Here is a 17,207-nt window from a genome sequence, read left to right on the forward strand (position 1 = left end):
CCTCGACGGGTCAGGCGTAGACGATGCCCTCCGCGAGGTCGCCGCGGATCTCGGTGCCGACCTTGCGGGCGAGGAGGTCGTCGAGCCGGTCCAGGGGGCCGATGAGCGCCCGGCCGCCCGCGCGCGCGACGCGCACCGCGGCGTCGACCTTCGGCTGCATCGAGCCCGCGGCGAAGGTGAGCTCGGCGATGTCCTCGCAGGCGGCGGTCTTGATGTCCCGCTGCTCCGGCGTGCCCCAGTGCTCGCTGACGTACTCGGCGTCGGTGAGCATGACGAGCGTGTCGGCCTTCAGCTCCGCCGCCAGCGCCGCGCTGGCGAGGTCCTTGTCGACGACCGCCTGCACTCCGCTCGTCCGGCCCGCGCTGTCGGCCTTCACCGGTACGCCACCGCCGCCCACGCACACCACGAGCCGCTGATTCTCCAGCAGGAGGCGGATGTCGGGGGCCTGGAGGACGCGGACCGGGTCCGGCGAGGGCACGACCCGGCGGAAGGTGTCGCCGTCCCGCGCGATCGTCCAGCGGTACTCCGCCGCCGCCTCGGCCGCGTCCTGCGCCGAGTAGGTCGGACCGATGAGCTTCGTCGGCTGCTCGAAGGCGGGATCGTTCTCGTCCACCAGCGTCGTGGTGAGCACGGCCGTCACCTCGCGCTCGCCGGCGAGGGCGTTGGAGAGTTCCTGCTGGATGACGTACCCGATCATCCCCTGAGTCTCGGCGCCCAGGATGTCCAGCGGGTAGGCGGCGACGTCCTGGTAGGCCAGGTTCTGCAGGGCGAGCAGGCCGACCTGCGGGCCGTTCCCGTGCGTGATGACGACTTCGTGCTCGCGGGCGAGCCCCGCAAGGGCCTCGCAGGACGACCTCACGTTGGTGCGCAGCCGGTCGGCCGTCATGGGTTCCCCGCGACGGGCCAGGGCGTTTCCGCCCAGTGCGACCACCACTCGCATGGTGTCTCCCCTCTCCGTACTCCCGCTCTCCGTGCTCCCGGGAGGCAGCACCCTCGAAATGGTATACCAAATGGGCTAGGGTGCGGCCAGAAGCTCACGCGCAAGAAGGTGGCGCCCATGACCCAGCCCGCCCAGTCCACTCCGTCGTCCCCGTCGCCCCTGTCGTTCGCGTCGTCCCCGTCGTCCCCGACGGCCCTGTCCGCCGATGCCGAACTGCTGGCGCGCCTGCGCCGCGGCCCGCTCGGCGGGCGCGTGGACAGCGTCTTCACGCACGTCATCAATGTCCTGGCCAGCGATGACGAGCTGGTGTCGCTGTGCGCGCGCGGCCTCGACGACGCGCCGTGGAGCGTGCGCGTCGACGTCGACGACTGGGCGGACTCGGGCGTCAGGGCCGGCGAGACCGTCACGCTGACCGCCGACGAGGTCACCTTCGGGGCCCCGTCCCGACGCGTCGCGCTGATGACGCATCCGCGGGAATGGCATTCCAAACCGGTCGAGATGCGGCTCACCGGGGCCCAACTGGCCGGGCGGACCCGGGTTCTCGCGGAACTGCTCGACGCACACGGCACGCGCGGCGGCATGCGCACACCACCCGACACGGCGAACGTCTTCGAGGCCGCGGTCGGGGCGGAACTGCGGCGCGGGCAGGAGGCGTTGCACCGGTCCGTGCTCGCGGACGACGTGCCGGGCCTGCATGCGGCGATCACCCAACTACTGGGTCTGGGGACCGGGTTGACCCCGACGGGCGACGACTTCCTGACCGGGCTCGCCCTCCTCGCCGCCCAGCCCGGCAGCCGACTGCCCGGTTACGTCACGGCCGCCCGGGACGTACTGGAGCGGCTCCCCGACCGGACGACGCGGCTGAGCCGGACCACCCTGCGCGAAGCACTGCGCGGCCGGGTGCGGCAGAGCCTGCTCGACGTGCTGCACCCGCTGCTCTCCCCCGCCGGACCGGGCGCCGCGGAGCTGTCCCGCCGCCTGCGGCCCCCGGTCGACCGCGTGCTCGCCATCGGCCACACCTCCGGGGCCGACCTCCTGTCCGGCCTGCGGGCCGGACTCCGCCTGGAAGCAGAACTGAGAGGTTCCATGTGAACGCCACCGCAGTGATCAAAAAGAATACGTACTTCGATTCGGTGTCGCTGATGTCGATCTCGACGAAGGCGAACCAACTCGACGGTGTGGAGCAGGCGTTCGTCGCCATGGCCACCGAGAAGAACAAGGAGGTGCTCGGCAACCTCGACCTGCTCACGGATGAGCTGGAAGCGGCCGGCAACGGCGATCTCATGATCGTCGCCGTGACCGGGGACGGCATCGACCCCGAGGCCACCCTCGCCGGGATCGAGGAGCTCCTGCAGCGCAAGGCCCCGGCGGGCGACGGGTCGCGGGTGGCACACCGCACCCTCGCCTCCGCCGTCAGGGCCGACCCGACGGCGAACCTGGCCGTCGTCGCCGTCAACGGCGCCTACGCGGCCCGCGAGGCCCGCACGGCGCTCGAGAACGGCCTGCACGTCATGATGTTCAGCGACAACGTGCCGCTCGCGGACGAGATCGCGCTGAAGACCCTGGCCCACGACAAGGGCCTGCTGATGATGGGCCCCGACTGCGGCACCGCCATCATCAACAACGTCGGGCTCTGTTTCGCCAACGCGGTCCGCCCCGGCTCCGTCGGCGTCGTCGCCGCGTCCGGCACCGGTTCGCAGGAGGTCAGCGTCCGCGTGCACGCCCTCGGCGGCGGGATCTCCCAGCTCATCGGCACCGGCGGGCGCGACCTGAGCGCCGAGGTCGGCGGCGTCATGATGATCGACGCCATCCGCGCCCTCGCCGCCGACCCGGGGACGCGGGCCATCGTCCTCGTCTCCAAGCCGCCCGCCCCGGACGTCGAGCGGAAGGTGCTCGCCGAGATCGCCACCGCGGGCAAGCCGGTCGTCGTCTACTTCGTCGGCGGTTCGCGGGAGGCGGTCACCGAGGCCGGCGGGCACTACGCGGCGAGCAGCCAGGACGCGGCGCTCCAGGCGGTCCGCCTGACCAGCCACCCGGAGGCCGCGGTGCCGGGCCCGGACGCCGACCGGATCACGTCCGTACGCGCGAAGCTGAGCCCCCAACAGCGTTACGTACGCGGCCTGTTCTGCGGCGGGACCCTGTGCGACGAGTCGATGTACGCCCTCCTCGACGCCGGTGAGGACGACGTCTGGAGCAACATCCAGAAGAACCCGGACCGGGTGCTGCGCGCGGCGGACGCGAGCCGCGGCCACACCTTCCTCGACTTCGGCGACGACGAGTTCACCAACGGCCGACCGCACCCGATGATCGACCCGTCGCCGCGCCTGGAGCGCCTGTTGCGGGAGGCCCGGGACCCGGAAGTGGCGGTCGTCGTCATGGACTTCGTCCTCGGCTACGGCGCGCACGAGGACCCCGTCGGCGCGACCCTGCCGGCGATCGCCGAGGCACAGAGCATCGCCGCGGCCGACGGGCGCCACCTGGAGATCGTCGGCTACGTCCTCGGCACCGACCAAGACACACCCCAACTCGCCGCCCAGGTCTCCGCGTTGGAGAAAGCGGGGGTCACCGTCACCCGCAGCAGCACCGAAACCGGGCAGTACGCCCGCGCCATCGTCAGCGAGGGAGCCCGCGCATGACCACGCACGCCAACACATCCGCCGGCACGCCCATCACTCAGCTCTTCGGCGGCGAACTGAACGTCGTCAACGTCGGCCTCGCCATGTTCGAGGAGGACATCGCCGCCCAGAACACCAAGGTCACCACGGTCGACTGGGTCCCGCCGGGCAACGGCAAGCCCGAGGTGATCGCCGCCCTGGACCACCTCGCGCGCCCCGACATCGCCGCCCGGATCGATGCCGCCAACACGGAGGCGGTCGAGCGGATCACCAGCGCCAGGCCGATGCTGGTCGGCTTCGGACGGGCCATCGACGTCGTGCCCGGCATGACCCCGACCACGATCATCCACGCGGGGCCGCCCATCACCTGGGAGAGGATGTCGGGGCCGATGAAGGGCGCCGTGCTCGGCGCCCTCGTCTTCGAGGGCCTCGCCGCCGACCTCACCGAGGCCGAACAGGTCGCCGCCTCCGGCCGGATCACCTTCTCCCCCTGCCACGAACACGACTGCGTGGGCTCCATGGCGGGAGTCACCTCGGCGTCGATGTACATGCACGTCCTGCACAACGAGACGCACGGCAACCGCGCGTACACCAACCTCTCCGAGCAGATGTCGAAGATCCTGCGCATGGGCGCCAACGACGATTCGGTCGTCGAGCGGCTGATCTGGATGCGGGACGTCCTCGGCCCCATGCTCAAGGAGGCCATGGAGCTCGGCGGCCCCATCGACCTGCGCCTGCTGCTCTCCCAGGCGCTGCACATGGGCGACGAGGCGCACAACCGCAACATCGCCGGGAGCCTGCTGCTCATGCAGGAGCTCGCACCCCGGATGGTGCGGACAAGCTTCTCCGCCGAGCAGCAGAAGGACGTCTTCGACTTCATCGCCAGCTCGGACTACTTCTCCGGACCTACGTGGCTCGCCATGGCCAAGGCCGCCCTCGACGCGGCGCACGGCATCGAGGACTCGACCGTCGTCACGACGATGGCCCGCAACGGCGTCGAGTTCGGGCTGCGCGTCAGTGGACTGCCCGGCAACCACTGGCTGACCGGCCCCGCCCAGAAGGTCGTCGGGCCGATGTTCGCCGGCTACCGCCCCGAGGACTCCGGCCTCGACATCGGTGACAGTGCCATCAGCGAGACGTACGGCTTCGGCGGCTTCGCCATGGCCGCGGCCCCCGCCATCGTCGCCCTCGTCGGCGGCACCGTGGAGGAGGCCCTCGCCCACACCCGCGAGATGGGCGAGATCACCACCGCGCGGAACCCGAACATCACCATCCCGTCCCTGGACTTCCAGGGCCTGCCGACCGGCATCGACGTCCGCAAGGTGCTCGACACCGGCATCCTGCCGGTCATCAACACCGCCATCGCGCACAAGGAACCGGGCATCGGCATGATCGGTGCCGGTATCACCCACCCGCCCGCCGAGGTCTTCGAGAAGGCGGTCGTGGCCCTCGCCGCGAAGTTCTCCTGACCCGGGCCGCCCGGCGGGTCCTCCCCAGGTAAGCCAAGGACACCAAGGAGCGATGTGAACCGCTACTTCCTTTGCACCGCAATGTTCACCGGCCTTCTGTGCGGCCTCTGGGGAGGCTTCGCCGGGGCGCTCGGCCTGTCGGCCTGGGCGGGATTCGCCGGCTGCACCGCCTACTTCGCGTGCGAGAAGCGCCTGCTGCCGGGCGCGGCCCTCACTCTCACCAGCAGTTACGCGGGGGCGCTGTGCGCGTGGCTGATGATCCGGGGCGCCGACGCCCTGGGCAGCGCCAACTCGGCGTACGCCCTGACAGTCGGCGTCCTCGTCACATGCATCGTGCTGCTCGGCCGCTTCCGCTGGACCTCGTTCGTCCCCGGCACCTTCGTCGGCTGCTACTCCCTCTTCGCCATCGAGGACAACGACATGCTCCTGCTGTTGACGTCCCTCGCGGTCGGCATCCTCCTGGGCTTCGCCTGCGACGGCGGCGGCAGCAGACTGTTCGCGCGCTGGCGGCCGGCCCCGGAGGGCGGGGCCGCGGGCGGCGGCGTGTCCTGAGCGCGGTGCCCGGCCGGGCACCGCGGGGTCCCCGACGCCGACATGGCGTCATCCCCCTTTCATATCAAGGGAGTTGGAGATGTGCCGGGCACCCGCCACGGCCAGCGCCACCGATGTCAGGGTCGGATTGCAGGCGGTGGCCGTGGGGATGACCCCGTTGCCCGCGACGTACAGGCCTCGCACACCCCACACCTCGCCGGACGGGTCGCACACCGACGTGCCGTCGTCGACGGCGCCCATCCGGACCGTGCCCTGGTAGTGCAGGGACGCTCCGAGACCGAGGGTGCGCGGCTCGTCGTCGAGCGGGTCACCGAGGGCCGCGGCGGCGCGCCGGACGGCGGTGCGGGCCGCGTCGAGCGTGGCGCGGTCCCGGTCGGTGAGCCGGTAGTGGACACGCATGGCGGGCATGCCGTAGCCGTCGCGGCGGTCGGCGTCGAACTCGATCCGGTCCTCGGCCCGGACGTCCTTGGCGCAGAACCAGCCGAGGCCGAGGATCGACCCGGGTGCCGGTACGTCGTCGGCCGCCAACGGCACTGGTGAGGCGTCTAGTTGCATCACTTGTCCGTGGAAGGGTTCGTCGTCGGTGTACGGCACCCAGCTGACTCCGCTGTGCCGCGCGAGGCCCTCCTCGCGGGCGCCGTCGTCGGGCGTCCGCACGTCCCGCAGCCGCACCGCGTACACGAGCTGCGGTTGGTCGTTGAGGTAGCGGCCGAGGGCCTCGGGGCGTACGCCGGACGCCCACAGGAGTTGTGGTGTGCGCAGCGCGTCGGCGGCGACCACGACCCGCGCGGCCCGCACCAGGTGTTCGCTCCCGTCAGTGAGGTCCCGTACGCGCACACCCACCGCCCGCCCGTCCTCGACCAGGACGCCCGTCACGAGCGCCTCCGCGAAGAGGGTGTGCCGGGGATTGTTCCGGGTCGCCTCTCCGTAGACGACGTCGGCGCCGGACCAGGTGACGGTGCCGTCGACGGCGCGGTGCACGGCCAGCGGCATCGGCTGGACGCGGCGCTCCTGGGGGCGGTCGCCGTCGAGGGCTCCGGCGAGGCGTTTGCGGACCTCGGCGGCGAAGGGTGCGTCGTCGAAGGCGTGGGCGTCGACGCCGAGCAACCGCTCGGCCTCGTCGAGGAGTTCGTCGAGGCCGGGCACGAAGTCGATGCGTTCGCCGTCGCCGGGGCGGGGGCAGGCCGCGGTCCAGTGGGCGCCCATGCCGCCGACGTTGCTGGACATCGCCGCGTTCGGCAGGCCGTCCTCGCCGGGTTCGCCCTCGGTGGCTTCCAGGAGGAAGGTGCCGGGGCGGGCGAGGCGGCCGTCGGCCGGGGCGGTGCCGGGGCCCTGGGAACGGCGTTGGGCGCGCTCGCGTTCGGCAGGGTCGGGGATGTTCTTCACGTGCAGTCCGGGCGGGTCGGCGAGCAGCGGTCCCACCTCGAAGGTGGCGAGCCGAAGGTCCGGGCGCCGTTCGGACAGGACCCGGATGTACGCGGCTCCGCACGGCCCGCTGCCGACGACGGCCACGTCCACGTACTCCGGAAAGCGCGCGGTCATGAGCCGAGGGTGAGGCGCTTGCGGTCGCTGCCGCCGCCCGGCACGGGCATGTAGGAGATCCGCAGCCGTACGGACACGGCGACCTCGTGCTCTCCGGGCGCGAGCGGTTCGTCGGACTCGAAGGCGAGCACCGCCTGCTCCCCCATCTCCCAGCGGTCGTCGGTGACTTCGGGCAGCTGGGCGAGGGCGTACGTGGCTCCGTGGACGGTGAAGGTGGTGCGCTCCGGGGGTATCGGTGTCCCGTCGACGGTGAGGTCGACGGCCTCCACCATGGAGAGGAACAGGCCCCGGTAGTACGGCATCCTGACCTCCACCCGGCCGCCCGGGCGGCCGTCGTCGCGGGTCCGGAAGCCGTCCTCGCAGACGATGTACTGGTCGAACACGGTGTTGCTCCCTGCGGTCGTGGTCGGTGTGACGAAGGGGTGGTCAGGCGCCGGTTTCGCCCAGGAGGCGGGCGAGCATCCGCTGCTGCCGGGCGACCTGCTCCACGCTGTCGACCGCGAAGGCGTCCTGGATGTGCCGGTTGCCCTCGTACTCGCTGGAGAAGTGGCCGGTGAAGCCGCCCTCGATGTAGACGGGGAGGATGTCCTCGTAGGGGATGCTGAACTCGTGGCCCTCGTCGGTCATCTCGTAGAACTTCGCCTGGACGTGCCCGATGAAGGGCATGTGCGCGAGCGAGTCCTTCGGTTCGGTCCAGATGTAGTGGGTGGCCTGGCGGGCGAGGGAGAACTCGACGGGGCCGCCGCCGCGGTAGTTGACGATGTCCATGAGCGCGTGGGTGTCACCGTGGTCGTCGTAGGTGCGCACGATGTAGTCGACGAGTTCGGGGCGCGCCCCGTCGCGCAGGGCGCGCTCGCTCACCACCCGCGGGAACTTCTTGACGTGGATGCCCATGTCGGGCATGAGGCCGAGGGCCTGGGGGCCGACCCGGTGCATGACCTCCAAGTGCTCGAGGATCCACGGGTGTTCGTAGTGGAACGGCGCGTGCACCTCGAGCAGGATCCGGACGCCGTGCTCCTCGGCGTAGGGGGCGGCGGCCTCCATCACCTCGGGCGGGAAGTTGATGGTGGCCTTCACGATGGGGGCACCCAGGCGGACCGCGATGTCGATGTCGCGGCGCACGGAGGCGGCCTGTTCGTCGGGGGTGAGCAGGCGGTCGGGGTGGAGCTTGGTGTCGAGGAAGGCGTTCGTGGCGACGGGTGTCGTGCCGTACGTACGCATCCACGCCTGCCAGTCCTCCACGAAGGTGTCACTGAGCAGCGGGTAGCCCGGGATGGACTGCTCGGGGATGATCTCGATACCGAAGGCGCCCATGCCGGCCGCCGCGGACACGCAGTCCTCGACGGTCATCGTGCGCAGGAAGTACTCCTCCTGGAACGAGTAGAGGCTGACGGCGCGGCGGATGCCGTGCGGCCGCTGTGCGGCTGGGGTGGGTGTCAGGGGCGTCATGCTCGGCTGTCGTCTCCTTCGTCGACCCCGTGGGATCCGGGGGGTCCGTGGTCCCGTGGGGCCAGTCTGGGCCCCACGTAGAATAAATTCAAGATTCTGATTCTGTTTTATGCGCGTGCGGCGCCGCTCTCAACAGGCGCCACACGCCCGCCTCTTGGGCCCTACTGCCCACGCGGCCCGGCCGCGCGGCCGTCGATCTCGGCGCGCATCTCCTCGTGCCGCCCGTCGAGGTCCCAGAAGGACATCGTCAGGGCCTGTCCGGCCACCAACAGCAGCGGGAGGCCGTAGAACATCACGCGGATCGCGGTGAGCGCGGCGCCGCCCACCTGCCCCGGCTGGTAGTCGGCCAGGGCGAGTCCGTACGCGACGGCAGCCGAACCGATGGCGGAGCCGACCTTGGTGGCGAAGCTGACACCGGAGGACAGGAGCCCTTCGTTGCGCGTGCCGAACCGCCACTGCTGGAACTCGACGGTGTCCGCGACCATCGTGAACATCGACACCATGGACACACCGATGGCCAAGGTCGCGACGATGTAGAACCCGAGGAACACGGGGAAGTTCCCCTCGGCCGGGTACATCGCGGCCCAGGCGACCCCGCCCACGGCGAGTGCCTGGAGGTTGCCCCTGCGCTTGCCGAAGCGCCGGTAGTACGGCGGCGCGACGAGCCCGCCGACGATCATCGTGCCGGAGACCAGGGGAAGCAGCACCGAGATCGCCCAGGGCGCGTGCAGCACGGCGAGCGCGAAGTACACCGTCACACCGAGGACAAGCGACAGCCGTACGAAGTTGAGGACCCCGTAAACGAAGGTGACCACCCAGGGGCGGTTGCGCCACAGCGTCCGCAGCGCGGCGCGCGGCGAGATCCGCTCGGACTCCGCGGGCAGGGCGTAGCGCTCCTTGCAGGTCAGGAAGGTGACCACGAAGAAGGCCACGCTCAGCACGCTGTAGATGATGGTGGCGAGCGTCCAGCCCCGCTGCTCGTCGCCCGAGCCGAGCCAGGCCACGAAGGGCGTCGTGCTCGCCGTGACGATGATGGAGCCGACCGAGCTGCCGACGGCCCGCAGTCCGCCCATCTGCATGCGTTCGTGCGAGTCCCGCGTCATCATCGGGAGCAGCGAGCTGTAGGGGACGTTGACCAGGGAGAAGAGCAGCCCCAGGGTCAGGTAGGTGACAAAGGCGTAGACGAGTTTTCCGCCGTCGCCGATGTCCGGGACCATGAAGGCCAGGACGCCGATGACACCGAAGGGCACCGACGCGAAGATCAGATACGGGCGGGCCTTGCCCCAGCGGGACTTGGTGCGGTCCACGAGGACGCCGATGGCCGGGTCGACCACGGCGTCGAGCAGCCGGGCCACGAGGAAGAGGGTGCCGAGCGCCGCGACCGGCACCCGGGCGACGTCGGTGTAGTAGTAGAGCAGGAATCCGCCGACGAGATTCCAGGACAGATTGGAGGCGAGGTCGCCGGCTCCGTAGCCGAGCTTCTCCCGCCATCCGATCCGGAAATCCGGCCGCTGTGCCGCCTGTTGCTCGATCGCCTTACTGGTGATGTTCAACGTGCTCCGCTCCTTCGCGCGCACTGTGCCACCACGTCGCGGCACCTTGGAGAGACAGAGCACACGACCGGTGCGGCCCGCACAAGACAAAGTAAATTCAAAATTCGGATTTTGTTTATTCGTCCAATGGATACCTGGCCCGGGGCATCGCTGTGACCTGCGGGTTCCCTGACCGGCACGCACCACGGTGCGACGTGGCGGCCCGCCGCCCCCGTGCCGCATCCCACGCCGGACATGCATACTCACCCGCGACGGCGGGGCGTGCCCGCGAGCCGCCCGCCGGGAAGCCGACCCCTCTCCCGCGCCCGACGCCGCCGTCCTCAGCCGCACTCGGGAACACCTCATGCCCCGTCGCGCCCTCTTCCTCTGCCTCGTCCTGGTCACGGCGCTCGGCGCGCTCGACCAGACCATCGTCGCCACCGCCCTGCCGACCGTCGTCGCCGACCTCGGATCGCCGTCGCGCGCGCCCTGGGTCGTGACCGCGTACACCCTCGCCCTGGCGGCGGCCATGCCGGCGTTCGGGGCACTCGGCGACCGGTTCGGCCGGCGCCGGATGCTCCTCGCCTCGATCGCCGTGTTCGTCCTGGCCTCTGTGGCCTGCGGGTTCGCGGGCGACCTCACCGCGCTCGCCGCCGCCCGACTGGCCCAGGGTGTCGGCGGCGCCGGCCTGCTGACGCTCCCCCAGGCCGTGGTCGCGGACACGGTGCCGCCGCGTGAGCGGGCCGCGTACCTCGGCCCGCTGGGCGCGGTGTTCGCACTGGCCACCGTGGTGAGTCCGCTGCTCGGCGGGTGGCTCACGGACCACGCCTCGTGGCGGTGGATCTTCTGGCTGAACGTGCCACTGGGGCTCGCAGCGGCCGCCCTCGTACGGGTCATGGTGCCGCGGCGCACGCCCGGCCGGCCCGACTTCGACACGGCGGGCGCGGTGCTGCTCGCCGGGACGACGGCCGGTCTGGTGGTGAGCGTGGAGGCGGGGTCCGGCGTGGTCGCGGCGGCCACGGGGCTGCTCGCGTTCGCCACGTTGCGCCGGGAGCGCCGTGCGGCGGACCCGGTCCTGCCGGTGGCGTTGCTGGGACGCCAACCGGCGCTCTCCTGCTGCCTGTTGGCCCTGCTCGGCGGCGTCGGCCTGTTCGGCGTGCTCGCCTACGTACCGACGTGGATCCAGGGCACGTACGACACATCCGCGACGACGGCGGGGCTGATGCTGCTACCAGTCACCCTGGGCATCGCGCTCGGCATGAACGGCTCGGGGTTCGCCGTGCGGCGGCGTGGTGTGTGGCGTCCGTTCCCGCTCGCCGGGTGTGCGCTGTCCGCGACGTCCGCGGCCGCGCTCGCGCTCCTCAGCGACGCCCGGCCGCCGCTGCCGGTGACGGCGGCGCTGCTGTTCCTGCTCGCCCTGGGCGCGGGCCTGTTCCTCCAGATCGTGGTCGTGGTGGCGCAGGACGCGGGCGGCACCGGGTCGACGGGGAAGGTGACGGCGGCGATGGCGTTCGTGCGGGAGATCGGGGTGGTCGCAGGGGCCGCCGGGCTCGGGGCACTGGTGGCGCGCGGCGCCGGGCACGGCGACTACGGGGCCGCGTTCACCACCGTGTTCACCGTGGTCGCGGCCTGCTTCGCCTGCGGGTTCGGCTGCGCACTGCGGCTGCCGCGACGCACGCTCCGCGCCTCGAACGCCGTATCTCCGGAGACGTCGCACCCCTAGAAACGAAATCTTGATTCTGTTTCAATCACAGTCGGACCGGCAGTCAGGCCAGTCGGCCGGGTCGAGCCACCGCGCCCCGAACCAGCGCCCCTCCCCCAGGAGTTGATCACCCATGACCGCGCTCCGCTGGAGCTATATGGACCACTGGCGGACGGACAGCCCACGCGGCCCCGTCACCCAGTACGCCGCCCGCCGCCACATGGACGACTTCGTCAAGCAGATCAGCGCCGTGGGCTTCGAAGGTCTGGACATGTTCGACTTCCAGGTCTACGCACTGTCCGGCATGTTCGGATCCGTCGAGAACTACCAGCGCTATCTGCGCGACCACGGCATCGAGAAGATCGTGAACCTCTTCCGCGGCATCATGTACGACCCGCGGGTCGCCGACGCGCACGTGCGCGAGACCCACGACGAGATCGTCACCAGCACCCGCGGGATGCTCGGCAGGTGGGAGAGCCTCGACATCGAGAGCCTCATCGTGATGCCCGCGAGCCTCTACAAGGACACCGCCCCGGTCACCGACGACAAGATCAAGGCCGCGGCCGAGTGCTGGAACCGGGTCGGCGAGATGACACTCACCGAGTTCGGCGTCCGCACCACTTGCCACCACGAGTTCTTCTGCGCGATCCGCACGGAGGACGACATCCGCCGGTTCTACGAGTTGACCGACCCGCGCTATGTGTCCTTCTTCTGCGACACCGCGCAGCACTGCATCGCCGGCATCGACCCGGTCGCCCTCTTCATGGACCTGCACGAGCGCTGCTCCGGCTTCCACTTCAAGGACACCCGCCAGCGAGACACCACCGAGGCGTACCGGCACAGCCCGGACGCCGAGCTGATGGCACCGCAGACCGCCCAGTGGTTCCACGAGATGGGCACCGACGGCGGCCTCGTCGACTTCCCGCGCCTGATGCGGGCCATCAAGGACGTCGGCTACGAGGGGTGGATCACGGTCGAGCACGACAAGGTCAACATCGGCGGCGACTACGCCGAGGCCACCGCCCTGTCCATGTGGTACGCCCGCAACGTCCTTTCGGAGATCTACGCATGAGCGCCTCGGTCCGCCGCGCCTACGCCATCAACCAGTGGAAGCCGAACTTCGACGACTTCACCCGCCCCGAACAGCACGAGCGCGCCCTGAAGGTGCTCGCCGCCTGCGGCTTCACCGGCGTCGAACTGCGCGGCGGCACCGGCCGCTGGGACCCGCTCGGCCGCCCCGCCTCCATCGCGGCCACGTACGGCTCCACCGGCGCGTTCCTCACCATGGTGCGCGGCACCGGCCTCGATGGTGTGAGCAGCTGGTACGTGGACCCGGGCGAGCCCGTCGACGAGGAGCTCAGCCGGGGCCGCAGCATCCTGGACCGGGCGCAGCACACTGCCATCGCCACGTCGTTGCTGCCGTTCGCCCGCTTCCTGGCCGAGGCTGGGGGCAGCCGCCTTGTGGTGCGGGCGCTGCCGTCCGCCGATTCGCTCGACCGGCCGCTGTCCGCCGAGGGCATCGGGGCGGCCGCGGAGTGCTGGAACACGGTCGGCGCGGCACTCGCCGACACCGGCGTACGCCTCTCCCTCCACGTGGACTGCCTCAGCGCCGCCGCCGACGAGAAGACCCTCGGCGCGCTGCTCGACGAGACCGACCCCGCGCTGGTGGGCCTCACCCTCGACACCGCCGAACTCACCGTCGCCGGAATCGACCCGGTGCGACTCTTCGACACCCACCACTCACGGGTCGACCACCTGCACCTCAAGGACACCCGGTACATCGACGAATCCGGCGAACGCCTCGCCCCGCACGCCGAGTTCAGCATGCTGTCCGAGGGCGGCGCGCGCGGCATCGACCGCTGGTTCTTCGAGTGCGGCACCCCCGGCGGGCTCGTCGACTTCCCGGCGCTCACGCGGCGGCTGCGGGAGCGCGCATGGTCGGGCTGGGCCGTCTTCGAGAGCGAGCAGACCCCGAACCCGGCACGCAGCGCCATGCTCAACGGCTGGTACGCGCAACGCCTGTTCCCCTCCCCCGCCACCGCCACGGCCACTAAGGAGTGACCTTGTCATCACCCACCCTGCCCCTGTCCGTCAACGTCGAGCTCCTCTTCCGCGAGGCGGGCGACGACCTGGGCGACCGCATCCACGCCGCGGCCGACCACGGCATCGACACCATCGAGATCTGGTCGCACAGCGACAAGGACCCGGCCGCCCTCCAGAAGGCACTCGACGCCACCGGCTCGTCCCTGCACACCCTGCTGATCGAGGGCCGCCTCACCCTCGCGGACGCCTCCACGCACCCGGCATTCCTCGACCACGTCCGCGCGGCATCCGAGACGGCCGCCCGCCTCAACTGCACGCGGATCGTGACCGGTTCGGGCGTCGGCCTGCCGTACATGAAGCGCGCCGTGCAGCACGGCATCGTCGTCGACGCGCTCAAGGCAGGAGCCGAGATCGCCGCGGAGCACGGTGTGTCGATCCTCCTGGAGAACCTCAACACCCGCGTCGACCACCCCGGCACCCTCTTCGACACGACCGCCGAGTGCCTGGCGGCGGTGCGCGAGGTCGACTCCCCCGGCCTCGCGCTGCTCTACGACGCGTACCACTCGCTGCAGATGGGCGAGGTGCCGGAAGAGGAGCTGGCAGGGTCCGGGACGATCGACCTCGTGTCGCACGTCCAGATCGCCGATCTGCCGGACCGCGGCGAGCCGGGGGCCGGATCCGTCGACTGGGCCGCACAGTTGGGCGCGCTGCGACGGCTCGGGTACACGGGGCCGGTCGGACTCGAGTATCTGCCGACGACCGACACCCGGTCCGGCCTGCGGGCCATCGAGGAGATCATGCGCTCGCTCTGAGAACTTCACAGACACAGCACGAAGGGGAGGCTCCCGTCCGGGGGCCTCCCCTTCGTCCTGCTCCTACGCCTACGCCTCGTGGACGAGCACCTGCACGATCTCCTCGACAGACCGCCCGACGAGCACCTCGTGGCGGCCGGCGGGCACGGCCCAGCCATGGGACTTGGTGTCCCAGCGCTGCCAGGTGCGCTCGTCGAGGATCACCTCGGCCTCCGCGGTCGCACCCGCGTCGAGAAGCACCCCCGCGAATCCGGCGAGCCGCAGGTCCGGCTCGCCCGGCGCGCGGACGTAGACCTGGACGACCTCGCGGCCGTGGCGGCGGCCGGTGTTGGTGACATCCAGGCGCACGGCCCAGCGCGCTCCGCTGCGGCGCAGCGCCGCCTCGCCGAAGCGCCAGGTCGTGTAGCCGCGTCCGCAGCCGAACGGGAAGCGGGCCTTGCTTCCCGTTCGGGCGAGGTGGCGGTAGCCCGTCGGCTCGGCGGCGTCGTAGTCGCGGCGCAGGTCGGCGTCGAGGCGCTCGCCGTGCGTGGACCGGTCGGCGTCGCTGTGCGGCACGGTGACGGGCATGCGGCCCCCCGGCTCGGCATCGCCCGCGAGTACGCGCGCGAGCGCCGTGCCGAAGCCCTGCCCGGCGAACCAGCCCTGGACGACCGCCGCCACGTCGTCCGCCCACGGCGCGTGGACCGGTCGCCCGGCGTTGACGACGACCGCAGTGCGGGGGTTGGCCGCTGCCACGGCACCGATCAACTCCGTTTGAGCGTCCGGGAGTTCCGAGGTTTCCAGGTCCTTGCTCTCGCGCGAGGTCTCCAGTTCGTCGCCGACCACCAGCACGACCGCGTCGGCCTCTGCGGCGGCCCGTCGCGCGTACTCCAGCGCCCCGGGCCGGGCCGGTGGCGCGCAGGTGACCGTCAGGGCCTGCACGCGGACTCCCTCCCGCGATGTCATCTCGGCCATGACGGTCACCGGTTCCCCGGCGCGCAGCTCGACCCGCGCGGTGGCCGTCTCGGCGCGTGCGACCTGCCCCATCACGTCCTGCGGCGCGGGGGCCTGCCGCTCGGCGACGGCCGTCCCGTCGACGGACAGCACGGTCACCCCGGAGCCTCCGGCCCCGAGCGTCCACGTCCCGTCGGCGTCGGGCGTGAGCACGGCCGTCAGGCGCAGCACGCCGGGCTCAGTGGTCGGGCCCGCGCCGGGCACCTCACCGAACCAGATGAACGCGCTGTCGGCCCTGACCTCGGTCAATACCGTGCACCCGTCCCGTACATGCTCAAGTTGTACGCCGGGTTGACCGTCGGGGGTGGTGACGCGGAAGGCGCCGAGGGACGCGGGCGGTGTCGTGTCGACCCCGCGTTCGTGGACGATCTCGCAGTGCTGGCCGAAGCGTTCCCGCAGTGCCTGGAGCGGGGTGACCGGCTCGCGCGCAGGACGGATCCGGCCGAAGGTGGCTCCCTGGTAGCAGGGGCGGTCGGCGTTGGGCCCGATGACGGCGAGGCGGCGGACCGTGCCCGTATCGAGGGGCAGCAGCTCGCCTTCGTTGCGGGTCAGGACGAAGGACGCCGCCGCTGCGTCGACCAGAGCCTCCTCGGCCGCAACCGACTCCAAGTAGGCAGCAGGGTCAGACACTTGGCGCTCCGCCCCCTCGACGGCACCGACGCGGCGCGCGAGCCGCAGGAGTCGCTCCACCGCGTCGTCGAGCCGCTCCCGCGGGACGTCTCCGCGCGCGACGGCCTCGCCGAGGCGGTCCCCGAAGTGGATCGCCGGTCCCGGCATCTCCAGGTCGAGACCGGCGAGCGCGGGGCCGAGCGTGTCCTGGAGTGCGAAGTAGTCGGAGACGACGAGCCCGTCGAAGCCCCACTCCCCCTTCACGATCGAGAGCAGCTCGGCATGGGCCGTGCAGGGAACGCCGTTGAGCCTGTTGTAGGCGGCCATCAGCCCCCACGCCCCCGCCCGGACGGCCAGTTCGAAGGGGCGCAGATACACCTCGCGCAGTGCCACCTCGCCGATGTCGGCGCTCATCGTCTGGCGCGCGGTCTCGGTGTCGTTGCACACCAGGTGCTTGGGTACGGCCGCCACGCCCTGCCCCTGGAGCCCCTCGACGAAGGCCGCGCCGAGCACACCGGCGAGCTGCGGGTCCTCGGACAGCATCTCGAAGGTCCGCCCGGACAGGCCGGTCCTGGCGAGGTTCAGGTTCGGGGCGTACACGGCGTCGTAGCCTCGCCTGCGGGCCTCGGACGCCTGCGCCGCCGCGACGGTGCGCACCCTCTTCTCGTCCCAAGTGGCCCCGAGCGCGATGCCGCTGGGCAGCAGCAGCGAGGTGTCACGCTCATCGAAGGCCGGGCTGACGAGTCCGAGCGGGCCGTCGACCAGGCGCAACGACCCTAGCCCCAGGGCGGGTTCGGCCACCGTGCTCCAGCCGGTCTCCCCCGCGGTGAGCGCGGCAGGCGGCGCCGGTGGCTGCGTGTGTCGATCCATGACCACCTCAAGACATCCCAGAATCAGAAGATTGATTTCGCTTCAAGCTACCTTGACGGGCGACCCTCTCGCATCTACT

The 17,207-nt window shown here is 71.2% G+C and carries 14 protein-coding genes; 8 read left to right on the forward strand and 6 right to left on the reverse strand.

Annotated elements, in window-relative coordinates; translation table 11 throughout:
* Window positions 1-10: 10 nt before the first annotated feature.
* Window positions 11-940, reverse strand: a complete 930-nt coding sequence (gene arcC / locus ACFV9W_RS06595; RefSeq protein ID WP_385756233.1) for a carbamate kinase — start codon at window positions 938-940, stop codon at window positions 11-13.
* Between the two features lie 117 nt (window positions 941-1,057).
* Here arcC and ACFV9W_RS06600 point away from each other — a divergent pair, with 117 nt between their 5' ends.
* The 4 genes from ACFV9W_RS06600 to ACFV9W_RS06615 all read left to right on the forward strand — a co-directional run bounded on the left by ACFV9W_RS06600 (window position 1,058) and on the right by ACFV9W_RS06615 (window position 5,576).
* Window positions 1,058-2,032 (forward strand): DUF2877 domain-containing protein, encoded by a 975-nt coding sequence (locus tag ACFV9W_RS06600; RefSeq protein WP_385756235.1) that lies wholly within the window; start codon window positions 1,058-1,060, stop codon window positions 2,030-2,032.
* 11 nt (window positions 2,033-2,043) lie between these two features.
* On the forward strand, window positions 2,044-3,576 hold the full coding sequence (gene fdrA, locus ACFV9W_RS06605) for an acyl-CoA synthetase FdrA (RefSeq protein WP_385756237.1): 1,533 nt from the start codon (window positions 2,044-2,046) through the stop codon (window positions 3,574-3,576).
* A complete protein-coding gene (locus ACFV9W_RS06610; protein ID WP_385756238.1) occupies window positions 3,573-5,024 on the forward strand; it encodes a DUF1116 domain-containing protein in 1,452 nt (483 codons plus the stop codon). The genes fdrA and ACFV9W_RS06610 overlap by 4 nt, the downstream gene beginning before the upstream one ends.
* A gap of 81 nt (window positions 5,025-5,105) precedes the next feature.
* Complete coding sequence (locus ACFV9W_RS06615) at window positions 5,106-5,576, forward strand: DUF1097 domain-containing protein (protein ID WP_385756239.1); 471 nt, start codon at window positions 5,106-5,108, stop codon at window positions 5,574-5,576.
* 48 nt (window positions 5,577-5,624) lie between these two features.
* On the opposite strand, the gene ACFV9W_RS06620 is transcribed toward ACFV9W_RS06615, so the two are convergent.
* From ACFV9W_RS06620 to ACFV9W_RS06635, 4 genes are all read right to left on the reverse strand, one after another.
* Complete coding sequence (locus tag ACFV9W_RS06620) at window positions 5,625-7,118, reverse strand: GMC oxidoreductase (protein ID WP_385756241.1); 1,494 nt, start codon at window positions 7,116-7,118, stop codon at window positions 5,625-5,627.
* Complete coding sequence (locus ACFV9W_RS06625; protein ID WP_385756243.1) at window positions 7,115-7,501, reverse strand: DUF6379 domain-containing protein; 387 nt, start codon at window positions 7,499-7,501, stop codon at window positions 7,115-7,117. Before ACFV9W_RS06625 ends, ACFV9W_RS06620 begins: the two co-directional genes overlap by 4 nt.
* A 43-nt stretch (window positions 7,502-7,544) precedes the next feature.
* Window positions 7,545-8,567, reverse strand: a complete 1,023-nt coding sequence (locus ACFV9W_RS06630) for a sugar phosphate isomerase/epimerase family protein (protein WP_385756245.1) — start codon at window positions 8,565-8,567, stop codon at window positions 7,545-7,547.
* A gap of 161 nt (window positions 8,568-8,728) precedes the next feature.
* Window positions 8,729-10,120, reverse strand: a complete 1,392-nt coding sequence (locus ACFV9W_RS06635) for an MFS transporter (protein WP_385756247.1) — start codon at window positions 10,118-10,120, stop codon at window positions 8,729-8,731.
* Window positions 10,121-10,463: 343 nt separating this feature from the next.
* Between ACFV9W_RS06635 and ACFV9W_RS06640 the strand changes: the two genes are divergently transcribed.
* From ACFV9W_RS06640 to ACFV9W_RS06655, 4 genes are all read left to right on the forward strand, one after another.
* Window positions 10,464-11,822 carry an MFS transporter gene (locus ACFV9W_RS06640; RefSeq protein WP_385756249.1) on the forward strand — a complete coding sequence of 453 codons (1,359 nt, stop codon included), beginning with the start codon at window positions 10,464-10,466 and terminating at the stop codon, window positions 11,820-11,822.
* A gap of 112 nt (window positions 11,823-11,934) precedes the next feature.
* Window positions 11,935-12,873, forward strand: a complete 939-nt coding sequence (locus ACFV9W_RS06645) for a sugar phosphate isomerase/epimerase family protein (protein ID WP_385756251.1) — start codon at window positions 11,935-11,937, stop codon at window positions 12,871-12,873.
* Window positions 12,870-13,862 carry a sugar phosphate isomerase/epimerase family protein gene (locus ACFV9W_RS06650; RefSeq protein WP_385756253.1) on the forward strand — a complete coding sequence of 331 codons (993 nt, stop codon included), beginning with the start codon at window positions 12,870-12,872 and terminating at the stop codon, window positions 13,860-13,862. The genes ACFV9W_RS06645 and ACFV9W_RS06650 overlap by 4 nt, the downstream gene beginning before the upstream one ends.
* A gap of 2 nt (window positions 13,863-13,864) precedes the next feature.
* Complete coding sequence (locus ACFV9W_RS06655) at window positions 13,865-14,656, forward strand: TIM barrel protein (RefSeq protein ID WP_385756255.1); 792 nt, start codon at window positions 13,865-13,867, stop codon at window positions 14,654-14,656.
* A 69-nt stretch (window positions 14,657-14,725) separates the two neighbouring features.
* On the opposite strand, the gene ACFV9W_RS06660 is transcribed toward ACFV9W_RS06655, so the two are convergent.
* On the reverse strand, window positions 14,726-17,128 hold the full coding sequence (locus ACFV9W_RS06660) for a beta-glucosidase (RefSeq protein ID WP_385756257.1): 2,403 nt from the start codon (window positions 17,126-17,128) through the stop codon (window positions 14,726-14,728).
* Window positions 17,129-17,207: the final 79 nt, after the last annotated feature.

It is taken from the genome of Streptomyces sp. NPDC059897 (assembly GCF_042730865.1).
Lineage (GTDB): Bacteria > Actinomycetota > Actinomycetes > Streptomycetales > Streptomycetaceae > Streptomyces.

Excerpts from the sequence above, each read along its gene's own strand:
- ACFV9W_RS06660 (WP_385756257.1), bottom strand. The coding sequence starts at position 17,128 with ATGGATCGACACACGCAGCCACCGGCGCCGCCTGCCGCGCTCACCGCG.
- ACFV9W_RS06620 (WP_385756241.1), bottom strand. The coding sequence starts at position 7,118 with ATGACCGCGCGCTTTCCGGAGTACGTGGACGTGGCCGTCGTCGGCAGC.
- ACFV9W_RS06640 (WP_385756249.1), top strand. The coding sequence starts at position 10,464 with ATGCCCCGTCGCGCCCTCTTCCTCTGCCTCGTCCTGGTCACGGCGCTC.
- arcC (WP_385756233.1), bottom strand. The coding sequence starts at position 940 with ATGCGAGTGGTGGTCGCACTGGGCGGAAACGCCCTGGCCCGTCGCGGG.
- ACFV9W_RS06650 (WP_385756253.1), top strand. The coding sequence starts at position 12,870 with ATGAGCGCCTCGGTCCGCCGCGCCTACGCCATCAACCAGTGGAAGCCG.
- ACFV9W_RS06615 (WP_385756239.1), top strand. The coding sequence starts at position 5,106 with ATGTTCACCGGCCTTCTGTGCGGCCTCTGGGGAGGCTTCGCCGGGGCG.
- ACFV9W_RS06600 (WP_385756235.1), top strand. The coding sequence starts at position 1,058 with ATGACCCAGCCCGCCCAGTCCACTCCGTCGTCCCCGTCGCCCCTGTCG.
- ACFV9W_RS06610 (WP_385756238.1), top strand. The coding sequence starts at position 3,573 with ATGACCACGCACGCCAACACATCCGCCGGCACGCCCATCACTCAGCTC.
- ACFV9W_RS06630 (WP_385756245.1), bottom strand. The coding sequence starts at position 8,567 with ATGACGCCCCTGACACCCACCCCAGCCGCACAGCGGCCGCACGGCATC.
- ACFV9W_RS06645 (WP_385756251.1), top strand. The coding sequence starts at position 11,935 with ATGACCGCGCTCCGCTGGAGCTATATGGACCACTGGCGGACGGACAGC.